Origin of the sequence: Hassallia byssoidea VB512170 (genome assembly GCF_000817785.2) — a bacterium.
Lineage (GTDB): Bacteria > Cyanobacteriota > Cyanobacteriia > Cyanobacteriales > Nostocaceae > Hassallia > Hassallia carrinoi.
The window spans coordinates 25,575-44,827 of sequence record NZ_JTCM02000010.1 but is presented as its reverse complement, the minus strand read 5'-3'; the positions used below and the strand labels follow the sequence as shown (position 1 = coordinate 44,827).

20 protein-coding genes and 1 tRNA gene are annotated in these 19,253 nt (G+C 43.0%); 10 read left to right on the top strand and 11 right to left on the bottom strand.

All coding sequences use genetic code 11. The features are described from left to right. The first annotated feature begins 205 nt into the window (after nucleotides 1-205). The 3 genes from PI95_RS36705 to PI95_RS07425 all read left to right on the top strand — a co-directional run bounded on the left by PI95_RS36705 (nucleotide 206) and on the right by PI95_RS07425 (nucleotide 1,676). A complete protein-coding gene (locus PI95_RS36705; protein ID WP_201280333.1) occupies nucleotides 206-910 on the top strand; it encodes an FAD-dependent oxidoreductase in 705 nt (234 codons plus the stop codon). Nucleotides 911-962: 52 nt separating this feature from the next. Continuing rightward, entirely contained in the window at nucleotides 963-1,313 is a 351-nt protein-coding gene (locus tag PI95_RS36700) for an FAD-dependent oxidoreductase (RefSeq protein ID WP_336507143.1), read from the top strand. 87 nt (nucleotides 1,314-1,400) lie between these two features. Continuing rightward, nucleotides 1,401-1,676 carry an FAD-binding protein gene (locus PI95_RS07425; RefSeq protein WP_201280332.1) on the top strand — a complete coding sequence of 92 codons (276 nt, stop codon included), beginning with the start codon at nucleotides 1,401-1,403 and terminating at the stop codon, nucleotides 1,674-1,676. Nucleotides 1,677-1,749: 73 nt separating this feature from the next. Here the strand turns inward: PI95_RS07425 and PI95_RS07420 are convergent, their stop codons facing one another. The 10 genes from PI95_RS07420 to psbZ form a co-directional block, all read right to left on the bottom strand. Beyond that, on the bottom strand, nucleotides 1,750-3,117 hold the full coding sequence (locus PI95_RS07420) for an NAD(P)/FAD-dependent oxidoreductase (RefSeq protein WP_039739263.1): 1,368 nt from the start codon (nucleotides 3,115-3,117) through the stop codon (nucleotides 1,750-1,752). A gap of 228 nt (nucleotides 3,118-3,345) precedes the next feature. Then, on the bottom strand, nucleotides 3,346-3,600 hold the full coding sequence (locus PI95_RS07415; protein WP_039739261.1) for a hypothetical protein: 255 nt from the start codon (nucleotides 3,598-3,600) through the stop codon (nucleotides 3,346-3,348). A gap of 77 nt (nucleotides 3,601-3,677) precedes the next feature. Next, nucleotides 3,678-4,340: a cytochrome c oxidase subunit 3 gene (locus tag PI95_RS07410; RefSeq protein WP_039739260.1), complete on the bottom strand. Its 663-nt coding sequence runs from the start codon at nucleotides 4,338-4,340 to the stop codon at nucleotides 3,678-3,680. 137 nt (nucleotides 4,341-4,477) lie between these two features. Then, nucleotides 4,478-6,136, bottom strand: a complete 1,659-nt coding sequence (ctaD, locus tag PI95_RS07405) for a cytochrome c oxidase subunit I (RefSeq protein WP_039739259.1) — start codon at nucleotides 6,134-6,136, stop codon at nucleotides 4,478-4,480. Between the two features lie 12 nt (nucleotides 6,137-6,148). Continuing rightward, nucleotides 6,149-6,934, bottom strand: coding sequence for a cytochrome c oxidase subunit II (locus PI95_RS07400; protein WP_039739258.1), 786 nt, complete (start codon nucleotides 6,932-6,934; stop codon nucleotides 6,149-6,151). Nucleotides 6,935-7,122: 188 nt separating this feature from the next. Continuing rightward, nucleotides 7,123-7,728, bottom strand: a complete 606-nt coding sequence (locus PI95_RS07395) for a DUF2231 domain-containing protein (protein ID WP_039739257.1) — start codon at nucleotides 7,726-7,728, stop codon at nucleotides 7,123-7,125. Continuing rightward, the gene (locus PI95_RS07390) at nucleotides 7,725-8,219 is read right to left on the bottom strand and encodes a DUF2231 domain-containing protein (RefSeq protein WP_039739256.1); all 495 of its coding nucleotides are present in this window, start codon (nucleotides 8,217-8,219) and stop codon (nucleotides 7,725-7,727) included. Before PI95_RS07390 ends, PI95_RS07395 begins: the two co-directional genes overlap by 4 nt. 326 nt (nucleotides 8,220-8,545) lie before the next feature. Next, nucleotides 8,546-8,617, bottom strand: a tRNA-Gly gene (locus PI95_RS07385). A 142-nt stretch (nucleotides 8,618-8,759) separates the two neighbouring features. Next, nucleotides 8,760-9,335, bottom strand: coding sequence for a 6,7-dimethyl-8-ribityllumazine synthase (gene ribH / locus PI95_RS07380; protein ID WP_039739255.1), 576 nt, complete (start codon nucleotides 9,333-9,335; stop codon nucleotides 8,760-8,762). Nucleotides 9,336-9,610: 275 nt separating this feature from the next. After that, complete coding sequence (psbZ, locus tag PI95_RS07375) at nucleotides 9,611-9,799, bottom strand: photosystem II reaction center protein PsbZ (protein ID WP_039739253.1); 189 nt, start codon at nucleotides 9,797-9,799, stop codon at nucleotides 9,611-9,613. A gap of 602 nt (nucleotides 9,800-10,401) precedes the next feature. Between psbZ and PI95_RS07365 the strand changes: the two genes are divergently transcribed. The 3 genes from PI95_RS07365 (at nucleotide 10,402) to PI95_RS35660 (ending at nucleotide 14,306) form a co-directional block, all read left to right on the top strand. Continuing rightward, complete coding sequence (locus tag PI95_RS07365; RefSeq protein ID WP_039739251.1) at nucleotides 10,402-13,113, top strand: CBS domain-containing protein; 2,712 nt, start codon at nucleotides 10,402-10,404, stop codon at nucleotides 13,111-13,113. Between the two features lie 331 nt (nucleotides 13,114-13,444). Continuing rightward, nucleotides 13,445-14,077: a hypothetical protein gene (locus tag PI95_RS07360; protein WP_236116967.1), complete on the top strand. Its 633-nt coding sequence runs from the start codon at nucleotides 13,445-13,447 to the stop codon at nucleotides 14,075-14,077. Beyond that, the gene (locus PI95_RS35660; RefSeq protein WP_236116966.1) at nucleotides 14,049-14,306 is read left to right on the top strand and encodes a hypothetical protein; all 258 of its coding nucleotides are present in this window, start codon (nucleotides 14,049-14,051) and stop codon (nucleotides 14,304-14,306) included. Before PI95_RS07360 ends, PI95_RS35660 begins: the two co-directional genes overlap by 29 nt. On the opposite strand, the gene PI95_RS07355 is transcribed toward PI95_RS35660, so the two are convergent. Further along, the gene (locus tag PI95_RS07355; RefSeq protein WP_039739249.1) at nucleotides 14,281-15,594 is read right to left on the bottom strand and encodes a site-specific DNA-methyltransferase; all 1,314 of its coding nucleotides are present in this window, start codon (nucleotides 15,592-15,594) and stop codon (nucleotides 14,281-14,283) included. The genes PI95_RS35660 and PI95_RS07355 overlap by 26 nt on opposite strands. A gap of 203 nt (nucleotides 15,595-15,797) precedes the next feature. Between PI95_RS07355 and PI95_RS07350 the strand changes: the two genes are divergently transcribed. From PI95_RS07350 to PI95_RS07335, 4 genes are all read left to right on the top strand, one after another. Then, nucleotides 15,798-15,986 (top strand): hypothetical protein, encoded by a 189-nt coding sequence (locus PI95_RS07350; protein ID WP_163518692.1) that lies wholly within the window; start codon nucleotides 15,798-15,800, stop codon nucleotides 15,984-15,986. Between the two features lie 65 nt (nucleotides 15,987-16,051). Continuing rightward, entirely contained in the window at nucleotides 16,052-16,381 is a 330-nt protein-coding gene (locus PI95_RS07345) for a DUF6825 family protein (protein WP_039739247.1), read from the top strand. A 218-nt stretch (nucleotides 16,382-16,599) separates the two neighbouring features. Next, nucleotides 16,600-18,285: an ABC1 kinase family protein gene (locus tag PI95_RS07340; protein WP_039739245.1), complete on the top strand. Its 1,686-nt coding sequence runs from the start codon at nucleotides 16,600-16,602 to the stop codon at nucleotides 18,283-18,285. Nucleotides 18,286-18,304: 19 nt separating this feature from the next. Then, complete coding sequence (locus PI95_RS07335; RefSeq protein WP_039739243.1) at nucleotides 18,305-19,030, top strand: Stp1/IreP family PP2C-type Ser/Thr phosphatase; 726 nt, start codon at nucleotides 18,305-18,307, stop codon at nucleotides 19,028-19,030. Nucleotides 19,031-19,253 lie beyond the last annotated feature (223 nt).

Here is a 19,253-nt window from a genome sequence, read left to right as displayed (position 1 = left end):
CTAGCCTCGATAGCCCAGTAACCTCATCTTCCAACAAATTCCACATTTGAATAACTTTGGGTAAGCCTTATGTAACGGAATTTAATGTTTGCAACAATGCCCTACCAAGGTTTGATTCGATTGTTTTGGTTCGCACATCGACAGACTTTCACACCTGATGAGCTGATCATCTGTAACAGCAAAAACACTCAATGCTCACTCATTTATGACACAAAACTTTGATGCAATTGTTCTAGGTGCTGGTGTCATGGGAAGTGCAACCGCCTACTACCTGGCTAAAGCCGGAGTACGAGTGCTGCTGTTGGAACAGTTTGAGTTGAACCACCAAAAAGGAAGTTCCTATGGTTATTCACGAGTAATCCGCTATACGCACGACCACCCAATTTACATCAATATGGCACGCGCCGCATATCAGCTATGGTTTGCGTTAGAAGACGAGACGGGAGAAAAGCTTTACGTCAAAACAGGAGGGCTGGATATCAGCTTTCCACAGCAGCCAACATTCCAGAAAAGGCTAAAGTGCGCTTCGGAGGCGGGGTTAAACTACGAATATCTCACAGACTCTGAGGTTCGCAAACGATTTCCCCAATTCCACCCAGATGAAGGAATGCACGCCCTGTACCACCCAGACACAGGGTATCTTCGGGCTTCTCGCTGCGTTCTGGCTTTCACTCGAAGAGCGCAAACGCTTGGTACAACACTCATTGACCAAACTCCAGTCACGAGCATCAACAAGAGCGAAAATGGAGTTACGGTCTTTACTGCCACACAGAGTTACACAGCTGACCGACTAGTGCTGACTCCAGGCAGTTGGACCAAGGAACTCTTAGCACAACTAGGATTGAATTTACCGCTGTGTGTGATGCCTATGCAGTTAGGCTTTTTTCAGGCAACCCCATCGGAATCTTAAGGACAACTATGGAGACACGCCCTACGGCATTGCTGATGATGGCGGCATCGGTGTGAAAATCTCAACCTGCTACGGATGGGAAACCCTCAGCAGTCCCACTCAGGTTGATTATACTCCCAGTCAGTTGTGGATTGAAGACATTCGCCAATTCATACGTCGGTACGTTCCTAGTGCTAATGGACAGTTAATGTCTACCCGCCGCTGCCTCTACACTATGACTCCAGACAAACATTTTATCATTGACTCCCACCCGGACTACCCACATATAGTAATTGCAGCAGGCTTTTGTGGGCGTGGCTTCAACTTCTCGACGCTACTTGGCAAAATACTAGCGGATTTGGCTCTCGAAGGAAAAACAGAGCATGATACGAGTTTGTTTAAACTATCTAGGTTCCAACAATAACTGATAACTGATACTGTTGGCGTCAAAAAATGCCATCACTTGGGTGAATCGATGACTCTGATTTTGGGCGATCGCCAGATACAATGAATGCGATGTCTTACGACAAGCCCTTCGGCTTGGTGCAGAGCCGGCACTCTTGGAAACCCGGACGCAGCGCTGCTTCACCGCTCCTTTGTCTACGCACCCCCATACTACGCAATGCAACTAATGCCACTGCTATACAATACCCAAGGAGGTCCGCGACGTGACAAACAGGCGCGGGTTCTAGATCCAGATGGCAATCTCATACCAAGGCTGTATGCTGCGGGTGAGTTCGGTTCGATTTGGGGGTTTCGATATCAAACATCGACGAACGTCTGGTGAATGTCTCGTTTACGGGCGGATCGCGGGTAAAAATGCTGCTATAAGTGATTAAGCGGACATGATATTGCAAAGATCAAGATTTATCGCTTTTATCATCTCCCAACATTTTCAGTAATTTTCTCGCAACTAAAACACCTACGACTCCTGCACCAACTATTTCCGCTGTCCGCACAACTGTTTTACCCACATTATTTGGGTCCATGTGGTCGTGAAAAATCTCTTCATTCAACCATTCTGTAGTAGCTTTGAAGTTATGAATTGGCGTTGGTAATAATTCTAAATAAGTACCTTGACGAATTAAGTGAGCAGCTTCGCCCTTAACTTCAAAAACGTTGTAAATGCTAGCGGCAGCATCATCTAAGCCGAGTTTGAGTAGAGTGCCGCGTAAGTTAACTCTAGCTTGTTTTAGCTGATTGCCTAAAGCGATCGCTTTCAGATTATAAGCGATCGCCGCTCCCTGCTGATACGCTACCTGTGCCGTGGCTGGTAGGGAACTGTTCTGTACAGCTGCACAATCACCACCCGCAAAGACTTCTGGAAAGTCAAGCAATTGCAATGTGGGCGTCACTAAAAGACGCCCATGTTTGTCACGATGCTCGTTTGACACCGCCAAATCTTTAATTAGCGGATGAACAGATGTGCCAGTAGTCCAAATTGTGGTAGCTGCTGCAAGCGTCTCTAATTTGCCATTCTGCTTGTACTCAACTGAGTTTGTTTGAATAGCTGTGGCTTCTGCTCCCAACAGCATTTCTATTGGCACGGTGCGTTTTTTTAATTCCCCCTCAGCAATTTCACGCAAATGACTGTTAATATCGTGATTGAGAATTTCTTCACCGTGATTGAGCAGTACCACACGAATTTCTTGAGAATTGCCACCCAAAGCAGCATACCAATGCGGTAGCAAATCGGCTAAGGTAGCTGCCATTTCTACACCGGAAGCACCACCACCAATTATGGCTACTGTTAATAATTTGCGACGTTCTTCTGCATCTTGAATTTTAACAGCTTGTTGCAAACACTCATGTAAATGGCGCTCAATAGCGATCGCATCTTCTGTCGTCCAGAAAGGCAGCGCATAATCTTTCGCTCCTTCAACGTGCAAATAGCTAGTGACGCTACCCAAACCCAAAACTAAATTACTGTAGTCATAACACGTCCCCGAACTTAATTTAACTTGCTTTTGATGTAAATCAATCGATTCCACTGTATCTTGAACAAAAATCACCCCGCTACCCTTGAGCAGATCTTTAAAACTCGGTACTACTTGATTTGCATCCATTTCACCACTGAAATACTCGTAAAGTAACGGCTTAAAACAAAAGCGTTCCTCTCGATCAATCAGAATTACACTTCGAGGATAATGTTGATGGCTCAAATGTAAAGCTGTAAATAGCCCAGTAAAGCCACCACCGACAATCACAGTTTGATAGATTGGGTTCATAAAAAAGTAGTGAGGACTCCAGTCATCATATTATGAGCAATTCCCACGCAGATAATATGAGTCTACAAACTCTAATTAAACAAAATCTGTGTGAACTTCTTGTGGCTTATATGTAGAGATTTTTTCACACCTACTGATTATCTAAGTACAAATAAAACAAGCCATGTAAAAAAAGCTGTTTAAACTTTTCTCTACCATTACCGATTACCCATTACCCAATTCCCCTACTTACACAGTTAAAAAGAAAACAATTAAGGCAATACTTAGTCCAACAGCGAAAAAGATAGCATATTCAACTTTGCGACTAAAAAATCCAACAGCAGCGATCGCAGCGACAGCAAGAACGGCAATGCCAATGTACTGCCAAACTTGCAAACCATGAGCAATCAGAGGGTCTTTTCCGGGTGGCGTCTCTGGGGGCTGAGTTTCTAAAATTGCACCTAAGAGTCGATTTATTGCTGACAATACTTGAGTTGATATCATAAAAAGACTTATTAAAGTTGATAAATTCAAAGACCAAAAGTTTTTCCTTTAAATCTTGACATACCCAATCCAAATTTCTACGCTTGCCATAAATAAATCAGCGAAAACAAAATAACCCAAATCACATCAACGAAGTGCCAAAACAGAGTAGTTGCACTGACACCAAAGTGACTTTTATTGTAGTTACCGCGAATAAAAGAGCGGGCAAACATAATTGTCTGTAGAATCACACCACTAAGAACGTGTAGACCGTGAAAGCCTGTCAACACGTAAAACGTTCCGCCAACCAGCCCCGTAGTTAACCCAAAATCGAGATTGTGCCATTCAATTCCCTCACTAACCAAGAAGTAAATTCCCATACCAGAAGTCAACAGCCACAGCCGGCGAAATTTTTTGATTTTATGACGCCTGAGAGCGTTTTCTGCGGCTTGGATGACGAAGCTACTTGAAAGCAGCACAGCTGTATTAATAATTATAAATGTAGATAATTCCGGTCCCTTGACACCCGCCGGCAACCAGTTGGGATGTGTCAACCGTAGAGCAATATATGTAAAGAAAAAGCTGAAAAAAACTATGCTCTCCGACAGTAAAAACACGGTAACGCCGAACATTCCTTTACCATGATGATCGTGAGACAGTCCGCCACCAATCGGCAGAAACCGCTTCAGCCAATTCGGTAAAGACCCGTGCAAGCGATCGAAACGGATAGGACTTTCATCTGCATGTATAGGATTTGGCATAACTCATAGGATTTTGGATTTTAGATTTTGGATTTTAGATTTTAAATTGTCCCCAAGTCCTGTGCCAGTCGCCTCAACGTTCGTGACCTCCGCACGGAGAAAAGCTCCCCTTGTCTCCCTTGTCTCCCTTGTCCCCTCTACTCCTGAGCGGCAGCATCTGGCGCCTCTAGTGACCTATCGTTGTAGTTGTAAGGTGGCTCATTCACAACGGGAATTTCCTCAAAGTTCTCTTTTGGTGGTGGTGAGGAAGTCTTCCACTCCAACCCTGTAGCGTGCCAGGGATTATGAGATGCCAGCTTGCCTAATAGTAAAGAACTTATCATATTGGCGATGAAAGGCAGCGTAGACATCCCCAACAAAAAACCCCCAAGGCTGGCAACGATATTCCATCCCTGATACTGCGGGTCATAGGAGGAAACTCGGCGCAGCATTCCTTGTAAGCCCAAAGGATGCATCGGAAAGAAGGTGAGGTTCGCACCGATAAAGGTCAAAAAGAAATGTATCTTGCCCCAGCCTTCAGCGTACATCCGCCCGGTTATTTTTGGAAACCAAAAGTAAATCGCCGCAAAAATTGCCATCGTGATGGTGTTGTGAACGACGTAGTGAAAGTGACCCACCACGAAGTAAGTGTTGTTAACGTGAATATCAAAGGGCACGCTTGCGAGCATAACCCCAGTAATTCCACCGAAAACAAACATCACGACACCTCCCAAGGCAAATAGCATCGGGGTCAAAAGGTGCAGTCTGCCATTCCAGACGGTAGCAGTCCAAGCGAATACTTTTACACCAGTAGGTATGGCGACCAACATCGAGGAAACCATGAAGAGTATCCGCATCCAGTTGGGCGTAGCGCTAGCGAACATATGATGTACCCAGACGAAGATGCTGACTAAACCGATTCCGAAGGAGGCGATCGCTACTGACCGATAACCAAACAACGGATTCCGGGAAAAGGCGGGGAGGATTTCCGCGAAAATACCGAAGGCGGGTAGCGCCATCACGTAAACTGCCGGGTGGGAGTAGAACCAAAACAAATGCTGATAGATGATTGGGTCGCCATCCTGCAAGGGTTTGAAGAAGTTTGTCCCGAAAGTGAGGTCAAAAAATAATAGTATAATTGCGCCGGTGAGGGAAGGCAGGCAAAACAGTTGTAACAATTGAGCGCTGAGAACTGACCAGACGAAAATCGGCATCCGAAAAAACGTCATCCCCGGTGCCCGCATCCAAACGATAGTGGTGATGAAGTTTACGCCGCCCATAATTGATGAGATGCCCAGCAGCATTACACTCAGTATCCAAATTGATTCGCCGTTAATGGGATAACCGGTTGGGTTTTGGATGCTTATTGGTGGGTAAGACCACCACCCAGCCTGCGCCGGACCGCCTTGCACCAAAAAGCTTGATAATAACAAGATACCTGCTGGGGGAATCATCCAGAAAGCGATCGCATTCAAAACTGGAAACGCCATATCTTTTGCCCCAATCATCAGCGGCACCAAATAGTTGGCAAGACCGGCATTAAATGGTATAATCCATAAAAAAATCATCACCGTGCCATGCAAAGTGAATAAGCCATTGTAGAGAGAGCGATCGACCACATTTGATTCGGGGGTAAGCAGTTCGCCACGGATAATCATCGCCAACAGCCCGCCAATCAAAAAGAAAATGAAGGTAGTCACCATGTACTGGACACCAATCACTTTATGGTCGGTGCTGAAGCTGAAATACTCTTGCCAGTTTGTACCAGGTTGGTGATCGTGATTTTCCGAGCCAGTATTTTCTATCGAATTTGTCATAAATTTGCTTTTTTATTTGCCTTTCACAGTTTGAGAAAGCCACTGACTATAAGCTTCACTTGAATCAACATATACATCCGCTTGCATTAAGGCGAAGTCAGTACCACTAAATTGAGAATCACGCAGCCGATACTTGCCTATTTGGGTGGGTGTTAACACAATGTCAATGTTGCGGTTGGGTACAATGTCCTGCTTCAGACGGAACTCAGGGATGTAGAATCCGTGAATCACGTCTTGTGAATGCAAATTTAAGCGAGTACGTTCATTTACTACTACGTGCAATTCGTTACTAACAATATTATTTGGATAGCGGAAAGACCAAACCCACTGTTTGGCGATAACTTCAATATTTTCCGCAAGCTGATTAATGTCACTTTTGACTGTTGCAGCGGTAGCAGGTTCTTCCAGTATGTGCAGATGCACTATTGGCGTTAGACCCTCAATATCTAATTGCTGATAAATGTTGTAGCTTTGCGCTGCGAGCCACAACACCAGTAAAGTTGGGGTAACAGTCCACAAGATTTCTATCCTCGCATCACTTCTAGCAGGATGACCGTGACTCCAGTCTCCCCTAGGCGCACGACAGGTAAGAAGCGAATACCCTATGATGCCAGTAATTCCCAAGAAGATGAACGCTCCCACCGAGGTGAGAAAGCTAAATATATCATCAACTCGTTTCGCTTCTGCGGTTGCTTGAGTAGGCATCCACGAGTAAGCCTGATGTCCGATCCAACGAGCTATTATCATAATCGCTGCGATAAAAGCAGCTAATAACAGAGAATTGAAAATTTTTCTCATAAGTACAACTATATGAAAAAGAAGAAATTAGATTAGGACTTACGTAAAAAGTCGTCACCATTAAATTTACGTAGGGGCAATTCATGAATTGCCCCTACAAGACTGTAGTTTTGCGCTCATTCCTATAGATATTAGACAAAATACATTAACTCCTAACTTCTCGTACAGACGTTCCGGACCGAACGTCTCTACCTCAGCAACAAATTGGGGTTTTCGCCTTGCCGAATCAAGCCCGCAGCAGTATTGTGAATTCCGAACTCGTCTCCCATTTGCGCCCCTAGTGTTCCGTGGACGTATAAAATGCCCAGTATCGCAATCCCTGCCAACAAATAACTCCACTGCACCTGTCTGGGGCTATCCTTGCGCCAACGGTAGCGCTGCAATCCTCGCCATACAGTCATGCCAACAATAGCCGCTAACAGCAACACTCCACCCATACCATGTAAAAGCATAGTTGCACCAGCCCCTAACCCCCAAGCACTTTTTATATCAGTTGGCGGGTTTGCTAACATCATCTCGAAAAAGCCTGCTGCTACCGTAAAAAATGTCACAGCCGCACCAGCTAGCAAATTATACCAACCGACATCAAAGAATTGCGATCGCACAGTTGGAATTGATAAAAATTTCAGAATCGGTTTTTCTAAGGCAAAAAATGTTCCGGCTATATCAAAAATAATCGCAATGATAAACAAACCTAAGGTTAGATGCACGAGTTGGGGATGAATTGGCATCTCATAGGGCAGTTGGTTTGCACCTAGCTTGAACCACAAAGAATCAATGAGTTGTGAGTTCATCGTAAAACCCCTTTTTTCGCAGCTTCCACAACTGGTTCCACATGCAAGCCGTATACCCAAACCAATTGAGTCCCTAAATATACTTGCAATGACACCAGGCAAATTAAAAACGTAGCTACACCCAGGTAAGCAACAGGTATATTTAAAGGATCGCGGGTACGAATGAAAAAGCGCCATGCTGTAATCGCAACAAGGATCGCTGCCAGCGACCAGCCAGTAATTGCGTGCGAATTTAGTATCGGCTGGACTGAAGAGTAAGGTTGTGCCAAACCAGCTTCAAACTGACCAAAGATGACAGCCACGAAAATAGAAACCGAGGCAACAAACATATTCCAGAAACTCACCTCGAACAAACGCACGTTGCGGCTAAAATAGCCTACCACGTCGCAGAAGAAAGAAAAAAACACCATCGCAATCACAAAATGGACAACGATGGGATGCATCGGATCGGGGTACGGTAGATTCTCGTTATTTAAAGGTAGAATTGGCATCGCTTTCTCCTGATGTCAAAAAGACACTGCACGAGCTTCTGATAGCTCATACTTGTTGAGAATTGCTCGTTTAACTTTTTTTTCGAGACTTTTGCCAAAGCTGACATCTTGCAGCTGATGCCCACATCTTACGTCTGGATGCCACATATTTCAATAAGGCATTACCGCAAGGACGCAATGGTTTAGCTACATAAAACCAAAACTACACCAAAATCACTTTAATTGAGCCAATCTTTGTTTCAGATAGATACCAAAAGTACTTTTCATGAAAACTTTTGAAACCGCTGAAAGTTTTGAAACTTTGCGATTTGAGTATTTTCTTAAAAAGCGGGTAACGCGATTCGAACGCGCGACATTCACCTTGGCAAGGTGACGCTCTACCACTGAGCTATACCCGCAACTTCCATATAAATACTATACTCTCACATCAACAACGGTTTGTCAATACCTTAATTAGTCAAAAGTCAAAAGTCTATTGACCATTCACTTTTGACCATTGACTCTTGACTCTTGACCATTAACCATTGACTCTTGATGCCCTTACACGTGTTCTTGTGACTCGGCGGTAAATTCACCTAAGCTGGCACTTTTAAAAGAGGGAGGCAAAGATTGAGAATTGCGATATGGCTCTGCCAGGTTAGAGCGCAAATTCCGCATGAGGCTAGCCATTTCCAAGGCACTCATGGCGTATTCCCAACCCAAATTACTCTTAATACCTGCCCTTTCTAAAGCTTGTTGCATCGTGTCCGTTGTCAAAACGCCAAAAACTACCGGAACGCCAGTTTGAAAGGCAGCTGCGGCAATACCTTTAGCTACTTCAGAGGATACGAAATCAAAATGAGGCGTTTGCCCTCGGATGACAGCACCCAGACAAATGATTGCATCATATCTTTGAGAAAGCGCCAGCTGACGAGCCACTACTGGCACTTCAAAACTGCCGGGAACCCAAACATAATCTACTTGAGTTCCTTGGGGATTGACATCTACGCCGTGGCGTTTCAAGCAATCTTGACAGCCTTCTAGCAGCTTACTGGTAACGAGGTCATTGAATCGACCAATAACCACTGCAAACCGCAAAGGTTCTGTCTGAGTAAAAGTTCCCTCGAAAACTGCCATAACTGCCTCTTAATCAATCAACTATACATATCAGCCAATATACATTTCTTATTTAAAAGTAGAGCAGCAGGAAAGTTTGGGAGATGGGGGGAGGGGAGAGGGGGAGCAGGGGGAGCACAGGGGGAGCAGGGGGAGCACAGGGGGAGCAGGGGAAGAAATTTCTCCTTGTCCTGCTTGTCCTGCTTGTCCTCCTTGTCTCCCTTGTCTCCTTGTCTCCTTGTCCCCCTCTGCTCCGCAAATCTTTATACTATTTGCCAGCGTAGACTAGCAGTCGTCTATACCACAAAAAAGTTTAATAGACCAACTAAAAACACTAAGGCAAACCAGACTCCAGAACCGATCCAAAGTAGCTTTTTAGACTCATTCCAATTTTGCGGAGTGGCATAAGCTACCGGAACACCAACAACCATGACAAACGACAACGCAACCAGCGCGACTAATGCAGCTTGGAATATAATGGTCATTTTTCCTTCTCACTTTTACAGCTAAATACTAAAGATAGAATATCGTGAAGTACCCCAACCAGATCGCGCTGAGATTTTGATTCTCCCAAAACTCATTGAAATCCGGGACGGTCTTATTCGTCTCTTGAGTTTCCCGTCTCAACCGCCGTTGCCACGTTAGGCATCCCTATTTCTAGGAATTCGTCACTCAAGACGATAATGGTCTTATACAGCGTCCACAGGCAGCCGCCCTGCTTCCCAAGGCAGATATTGTTTTTTAACGAGGTTCACCATGATTGTCAAGAATCAGCGGGTAAACCCATTCCCCCTTTCTCACGATAGTTACCGTGGTAAGCGTCGTACCGCTACTGTTACCTTTGTTGACTGCCGTGTGGGTGGGTCATCGACCATTGAAATACTACCATCAAATGAATACGAAACCACTTCATAGTAGCAACTCAATAGCGCTGCGCTGAGGAGGGGAAAGAAGGCGATTAGTTAAAGGGCAACACTTAAAATCTTTCCCAGTTGTAAGCTAGTAGCAATTGTAACCATTTAGTGATTAGTCCTGCATATTGATCGTTGACTGTTGACTATTGACTTTTGACTCTTGACTCTTAACTATGGATTTAATTCTTTGCCACACTACAGCTGATTTTGATGCGTTAGGAGCAGCGGTAGGGCTTACATGCCTGCTACCAGGAAGCTTGATTGTGCTGACTGGAGGTTCTCATCCACCTGTAAGGGATTTTTTGGCGTTGCATCGGGATGAATATCCATTGATTGAACGGCGTTCGGTCAATCCAGAAAAAATTCGCTCTTTAAGTGTGGTGGATACGCAACAACGCGATCACCTGGGTAAAGCTGCCGAATGGTTAGATTTACCCAACTTAAAAGAAATCATAGTATATGACCATCACATCGCGCAAGAATCTGATATTCCCGCCACGGTCGCGCATATTTCTCCAGTCGGTGCCACCACAACTTTAATGGTGGAACTATTACAACAGCAAGAAATTTCCCTCACCCCTGCTCAAGCCACTGTCATGGCTTTGGGTATTCATGTTGATACTGGCTCTCTCACCTTTGACTCTAGCACTGCGCGAGATGCTTTAGCTTTGGCTTGGTTGATGCAACAAGGCGCTAGCTTGTCGGTAATTGCTGAGTATCTAGATCCGGGTTTATCCGTACAATTGCAGCAATTGTTAACTCAAGCTATAGACAAATTGCAATCTGTATGCATACGGGGATATGCGATCGCCTGGGTGATTCTGAAAACAGATAAATTTGTGCCTGGGTTATCAAGTCTTGCCTCGCAGCTAATGACGTTAACCGAAATTGATGCTTTACTGCTGGCAAATGAATATCCTGCGGAAAACGAATCGCGGTTAACGGTGATTGGGCGATCGCAAATCAAGAATGTTAATCTTCACGAATTATTTGAACCCCTAGGCGGTGGCGGACATTCTCAAGCCACATCGGTCAACCTGCGCGGAGTATATCCACAAGTCATATTAAACCAACTTCTTGACAGCATAAAAGCTAATATTCCTCATCCTCCCACAGCAAGAGATTTAATGTCCTCTCCAGTCCGCACCATCCTTCCAGAAACCACCATCGAAGAAGCACAGCGCATTTTGTTGCGCTACGGACATTCTGGTTTATCTGTAGTCGATGCTGAGGCACAATTAGTAGGTATAATTTCGCGTCGAGATTTAGATATTGCTTTGCATCACGGCTTTAGTCATGCACCAGTTAAAGGCTACATGACAACTAACCTGAAAACAATTACACCAGATACGACACTCCCCGAAATCGAAGCGCTGATGGTGACATATGATATTGGACGCTTACCAGTGTTGCAAGATAAGCAATTATTGGGAATTGTCACCCGCACTGATGTTTTGCGGGAATTACATCAAGGAGACAAGGAGACAAGGAGACAAGGAGACAAGGAGACAAGGAGACAAGGAGACAAGATTTTGTTTTCCTATGGGGAACAATTGCAAAATAAACTTGCGCCGCAACTTTGGCAGTTACTTACCATAGCATCAAAAGAGGCAGAAAAACGCGGTTGGCATCTTTATTTAGTTGGGGGTGCGGTGCGGGATTTATTATTAGCTGAAGAATCTGCAAGTGCTTTGATGATTAAAGATATTGACCTTGTAGTTGATGGCTTTCACAAATCAGCAGATGTAGGTGCTGGTGTAGAATTAGCTTCATCACTACAGCAAGTTTATTCTAATGCACGTTTAGAAATTCATGGTGCTTTTCAAACTGCGGCTTTGCTGTGGCATAATGACCCAGAATTAGACTCTTTGTGGGTGGATATTGCCACTGCTAGAACTGAATTTTATCCTTATCCGGCAGCAAATCCGGAAGTTGAAGCGAGTTCGATTCGTCAAGATTTGTATCGACGAGATTTTACGATTAATGCGATCGCGCTACGATTAACTTCTCCCCGCGCTGGTGAATTACTCGATTTTTTCGGCGGTTTGCTAGATTTACAAGCAAAGCAAATTCGCGTTTTACACGTCAACAGCTTTATCGAAGATCCGACACGCATTTATCGCGGTGTCCGCTTTGCTGTACGCTTTGGCTTTCAAATTGAACCGCAAACAGAAGCGTATATTCGTTATGCGATTAACAGCGGCATTTACGATCGCACTGCCCAACAAAATAGCAAAACTCCGGCTTTACAAACTCGACTCAAAGCCGAATTAAAGCATATCTTAGAAGCACCTTATTGGAAAGATGCTTTACAGTTGCTCGATAATTTAGGGGCGTTACAATGCATTCATCCTACACTAAAGTTGGATGAAGAATTATTGCGGCAATTACGTTTATTAGAACGCTGTTTGCGACGATTTGACACTCAGCAAAGTTTGATTCATTGGCAAATGCGTTTAGAGGCTATCATCGCTCATCTAACACCAGAATATCGCGGTAAGGTAGCAAAAAATCTGCAATTTCCAGAAGATAGTATCAAAAGGTTAGAAAACTTAACATCTGCTGAAGCTGAGGTAATGACATTATTACCAACTTTCCAGCGTCCGAGTCAAGTAGTGCAATTGCTGCGAAAATATGACTTACCAATGTTAATTTTAATTGCGGTGCGAAGTGCGCGATCGCTCCGGCGGAAAATTTGGCAATATTTGACAGTATGTTCCAACATTCAGCCGATTTTGAATGGCAATGATTTAAAAAGATTGGGATATAAACCGGGACCGCAGTTTAAGCAAATATTGGATGATTTGCTTGCTGCTACATTGGATGGAGTTGTAAGCGATCGCATTTCTGCTGAGGAATTTTTATTACAACATTATCCTGACTAATTCTAATTAGAAAGGGTACTTTGAAGCAATCCCGTAATCTTGGGTGAATGTGGGTAGTTTATAGCGGTTCTCACTTGCATGAAGTACACCTAAATTGTGGGATAAGCTCAAAGCGCCCGCCCTAATTATAGGACGGGCGCTTTGAGCTTATCCCACACACATTTGTATCGTATTCAAATGATAAGTGCCATATTACTTTTACAGAAACATGAGAACAAAAACTTTTGAGAGTCTTGTGTGAACAGGGATAGAACTGTATCAAACTGTGTTGACCGAATTTTATTGATTATACTAGTGAAGTTGTATTAATTGCAGCAGTGCAGATTGACAGTTGCCTTCATTCAGTAGTTATAAAACAACCGGATCTAAATGGATTACGATATTTGACTCTCCATTTTACCCTGATTCTTTAGATGAGGCTAAAATTCTCTATGAAAAAGTATTAGAGCGTTTTATAGAATTAGTAGATGAAGCCGAAAGCTCAATAAATTTGCTTGAAGTCATTACCCAAGAGCCTGATCCCTTACGAATTCAACTACTTAGAGTATTTCGCAGATACGTATCACCAGATACAGCAGTGGAAATGACGAAGAAGAAAACCCAAATACCAAGCATAATAGAAGACTTCGGTGATAGATTTCGTAATTTGGATCAAGTGAAAAGAAATTTAAAAAGCCGTCCTGTACCAGACGAAGCGTTGATGGCAATTCTTTTAGAGCAGAGCAAGCGGGGACAGAAAGGTTATGACTTGACAGAAGCTTTTTTCTTATGGTACGACAAACAATTTGGTAAAGATTACTTAATTAAAAGTCCTGTTCGTGCTGGAAAAGACGTAATGCTTAACCAGGTTTTAGATAACTGGGAAGCTAAAACACCCGCAGATATTCTAATATCTCGATTAGATAAAACTCCACTGTTAATTGGATTTGCCCGTTATGACTCTGATAGGGGAGGTTCTCTGTGAAGATGATAGAACTGGTGGAAATCGAGATAAAGTAACAGATATTCTACGCTACGCAAATATTTATAAAGTTCCTCTAAAAATATTTTTTCTAAATGATGGTCCAGGTTTACTTTTAGGTTCTATGTGGAATGATTATGCTAGCTTAGAAACTTATGGTAATGGCAGAGTAATGGTATGTACCTTAAAAATGCTTGATGATAGGTTTACAAGAAACTGGCTTGAAAGTTGAGTTTACTATCCCAGTCTGCTATAACACTATCAGGTATTAACTCTAGTTCAGATGTTTCTTCAATATATAAATCCAGACCAGTACGTAAAATTCGATCTATATCTATCAAGCATTTTTGTTCATATTTAGTAGAACCGTTTCCATTAACGAAATCTCCCATAGCTTCAGTTCCTTTAACTAAACGCTGAATAATTGTTGCGATCGCAAGTGCTGAATTATCAATAGCTATCCATTGCCTGCCAAGCTCTTCAGCTACAGCAGCAGTAGTTCCACTTCCAGCAAACGCATCTAATACAAGGTCTCCTTTATTAGATGAAGCGAGGATGATTCGTTTTATCATATCGGGATTTTTTTCTGTTGGGTAGCCAGTGATTTTAATATTTTGATTGTGAGCATCTTTAAAATCAAGCCAAATATCTTGAACTGAGATACCCTGACTCTTATCGAAATAAATTTTTCGTCTGGGATTACCAGTTGGAGACCAATAAATTTCTCCTCGTGCATCCATTTTATCCAGTGTCTCAGGTGTATATTGCCAATGTTTACCGTTAGGAGGTAGCATACCTCTCCAAGGCTGACCTGTTGCACCTTTTCTTACACCAGGTGCGTGAATAGGAACTTTTTTATAAAGTCTTCCAGTTCCTTCTTCAACATATTGATACTCTTTCTTAGCAGTAGCATCAGTCCAAAGTTCAAATGGCTGGTTCCATACATAATTATCTGCTTTTGTATAAAACAGAATATAATCTGTAACATTGCCATATCGTTTACGTGTATAGTTTTTGGGATTGCATTTTTTTCTGGTAATCCAGTTGCGAAAATTCTTATAACCAAAGACTTCATCCATTATAATTTTTACAGGAAAAGCCATGTTTTCATCTAAATGTATATAGATGGAACCTTCCTCTGATAAAAGCTCTCTTAGTAAAATCAGTCGTTGGCGGAGAAATTCTAAATATTCAGCACCTTCCATTAAATCATGGTAAGCGTGATTCCTTTTTCTGGACTCAAAACTACTGCCTGTTGCATAAGGAGGATCAATATAAATTAGCTTTACCTTACCTGCAACAGTATTTTCATTTAACAAACTACTGATAACTCTTAAATTTTCTCCAAAAATTAACCTATTTCTTGGTTGCTTATCTACACTTATCACACAACGTAGTTGGGCTTGTTGAGTTCTTAATATTTCTTCTATAGAGGCTTTTCCGTCGTATTGCAAACAAAAATTGTTAGAGTTATGTTTTTTATTTTTATCACCATTTATATTAGGTATTCCTGTTGCCATTTTCCTCTAGCTGCTCTTTTTACCTATTATTGCTTATTGACAAATTAATTGAAGTCTTTCTGATGTGCCATTTTCTTAGTCGCACTTTTGTACCATTAAGATGGTTTGATAATAATATCATGAATCTTCTCTCATAACATGGTGTTATCACCCAGTGAATTTGAGGAGTATTATTAAGAATTCATGGACAGTAACAATAGATAATGCCACTTAGACCAAGTGATTGGCGATCGCTCTTATCTATCATTATTTACGATAATATCCTTAAAAAGCAAAGCAATCCAAGGCTTTTGATGAGACGCAAGTTTCACCATGCCACAACCGATACATACTTAAGCATAAATTACGCTGCACCATTGGCGGATGTCGCTTTTATAAAAGCCCAGTACTAAAAGCAGAAGCAGTAAAGCAGACAGGCAAGCTATAATTCTCTTGCGGATGAGCGTAACAAAAATTTATGAGTAACCCCCTTGTGCAAGCCTTTTTCGTTGGTAGAGCGGTAGCGGAAATCCTGAATGAGCGCGTAGAAGTCGCTATAACCGACGCTTTGAGTGAACTTGGCAAATTTGATGCCGAAGCTAGAGAGCAGCTGCGCTCCTTTACAGAAGAAGTTTTAGAGCGAGCAAATCAAGCCGCAGAAGCAGCCGGTGCTGGTACATACACCACACCAAGCAGCCAAACCGGTTCTACTTCAGTTGATGTGCAAGCAACGATTGATGAACTGCGAGCAGATATTGCTCTGTTGCGAAACGAATTGCAACGATATCGTAGCAATTTTGCCGGTTAGGAGTTAAAAGTTAGGAGTTAGGAGTTAAAAGTTAGGAGTTAAAAGTTAGGAGTTAAGAGTTAGTAGGACAACCAACAACTAACAACCAACAACCAACAACTAACAACTAACAACCAACAACCAACAACTAACTACTAACAATTATTAAAAACAGTTTAGGAATCAGAGTGTCTTTTCTTCCTGGTAATTCAGTCAAAAACCAGCGGTACACACGGCATATGGAAAAGGGTTATTCAGATAAAGCATACCGTTGGAATCGCGATAACTACTCTAGTAGACGGCGCTTTGTAGATATTTGGGGTTTTGTCTTAACTTTGATGTTCAGGCTTTGGCTCTACAACAAATCTTGGAGTTATCCAGGTGGAGTGAGTGAAACAAAGCAAGCAGCCAGACGCAAGGCACAAGCGATTTGGATTCGCACTACCCTGTTAGATTTGGGTCCAACTTTTATTAAAGTTGGACAACTTTTTTCGACTCGTGCTGATATATTCCCGGTCGAATATGTCGAGGAACTGGCAAAGTTACAAGACAAAGTGCCGGCATTTAGCTATGAGAAGGTAGAAGCGATTATTGAGCAAGAGCTAGGTAAGAAAATTCCCGAACTCTTTCACAGTTTTGAGCCGATTCCTTTAGCTGCGGCTAGTTTGGGTCAAGTTCATAAAGCTGTCTTGTATTCGGGGGAATCTGTTGTTGTCAAGGTGCAACGTCCTGGACTCAAGAAGCTTTTTGAAATTGATTTAAAAATTCTCAAAGGCATTACGCGTTACTTTCAAAATCATCCTAAATGGGGACGCGGACGAGATTGGATTGGTATTTACGAAGAGTGTTGCCGCATTCTTTGGGAAGAAGTTGATTATCTCAATGAAGGTCGCAATGCGGATACTTTTCGCCGCAATTTTCGCAACTACGATTGGGTGAAAGTTCCGCGAATATACTGGCGCTACACTTCGCCGCGAGTGTTGACTCTAGAGTATCTCCCTGGTATTAAAATAAGTCAATACGAAGCTTTAGAAGCTGCGGGTATAGACCGCAAAGCTGTGGCTCGTCAAGGTGCGGAAGCTTATCTGCACCAGTTGCTTGATAATGGCTTTTTCCATGCCGATCCCCACCCTGGCAATGTTGCTGTCAGTCCGGATGGCTCTTTGATTTTCTACGATTTCGGGATGATGGGGCGGATTAAGTCCAACATTCGTGATGGACTGATGGAAACGTTGTTTGGGATTGCTTCTAAAGATGGCGATCGCGTTGTCCAATCTCTCATCGATTTGGGAGCATTAGCACCAGTAGATGATATGGGACCTGTGCGACGCAGTGTCCAGTATATGCTGGATCATTTCATGGATCAGCCGTTTGAGAATCAGTCTGTGGCGTCAATTAGTGAGGATCTTTATGAAATAGCTTACGATCAGCCATTTAGATTTCCTGCAACTTTCACATTTGTGATGCGAGCTTTTTCTACTTTAGAGGGAGTTGGTAAAGGCTTAGACCCCGAATTTAACTTTATGGAAGTTGCCAAACCATACGCAATGCAGCTTATGACGAATATGAATGGTAATGATGGCAATAGTTTTCTCAATGAATTAAGTCGGCAAGCAGTTCAAGTCAGTAGTACCGCATTAGGACTACCACGTAGATTAGAAGATACACTAGAAAAACTGGAACGGGGAGATGTGCGCGTCCGCGTGCGATCGCCTGAAACAGATCGTTTGCTGCGCCGACAAAGCAATATTCAGCTAGGAATAAGCTATGCTCTGATTATCAGTGGATTTACTGTTTCTGCTACGATTCTCTTAGTGAATCATTATGTATGGTTAGCATTGCTTCCTGGTTTAATTGCTGCCGGAGTCTCAGTTGTGCTGATTCGCCTGCTTTTACGCCTCGACCGTAATGACCGTATGTATTAATTGTTGGTTGCAAAATTTTATGAAACTTAACTTTACCGGTGTTAGTGACCCCGGACTTATTCGTTCTAATAATCAGGATGCTTACTATATTGACCCAGAAGGGCGATTTTTCGTCGTTGCTGACGGTATGGGTGGTCATGCGGGAGGTGAAGAAGCAAGTCGCATTGCAACTGGGCAAATTAAGGCATATTTGTCAGCAAATTGGGATTCTTCTAAGCCTTGCGCCCAATTGCTAGAGGAAGCTTTAAACCAAGCAAATGATGCGATTTTGCACGATCAGCAAGATCACCAAGAACGCGCTGATATGGGGACAACGGTTGTAGCGGTGATTTTTCGCTCAGGAGAGCCACCTTGGGCAGCTCACGTTGGCGATTCGAGATTGTACCGTTTCCGCGATTCCAAATTAGCCCAGATAACTGAAGACCATACTTGGGTAGCACGGGCAATTAAAGTTGGTGATATCACCCCAGATGAAGCCCGCAATCATCCCTTCCGTCATGTTTTATCGCGCTGTTTGGGACGTGAAGACCTACATCAAGTTGATGTGAGACAATTGGATATTCAATCAGGCGATCGCTTGCTATTGTGCAGTGACGGTCTGACAGAAGAGCTTATCGATGAAAAAATTGCTTATTTCCTCCAAGAAAGCCCTTTAATTGACAAAGCTGCGATCGCTCTGGTTGAAGCCGCAAAAGAGCAAGGCGGACACGATAATATCACCATTGTCATCGTCGCACTCGATTAAATTGGGCATCGGGCAGGAGGAAGGGGAAAGGGGAAAGGGGAAAGGGGAAAGGGTAAGAAAAACTTCTTTTCTTCCTTTTACCTTTACCCTTTAACCTTTTCCCCTCTTAAAAAAGCCCATTGCCCATTCCCCATTCCCCATTCCCCAGTTAGTAGATATACTCAGCATTTTGTTCAGCTTGAGCTTTTTTTTTCTTGACAACTTGATACAAATAATTTTAGCC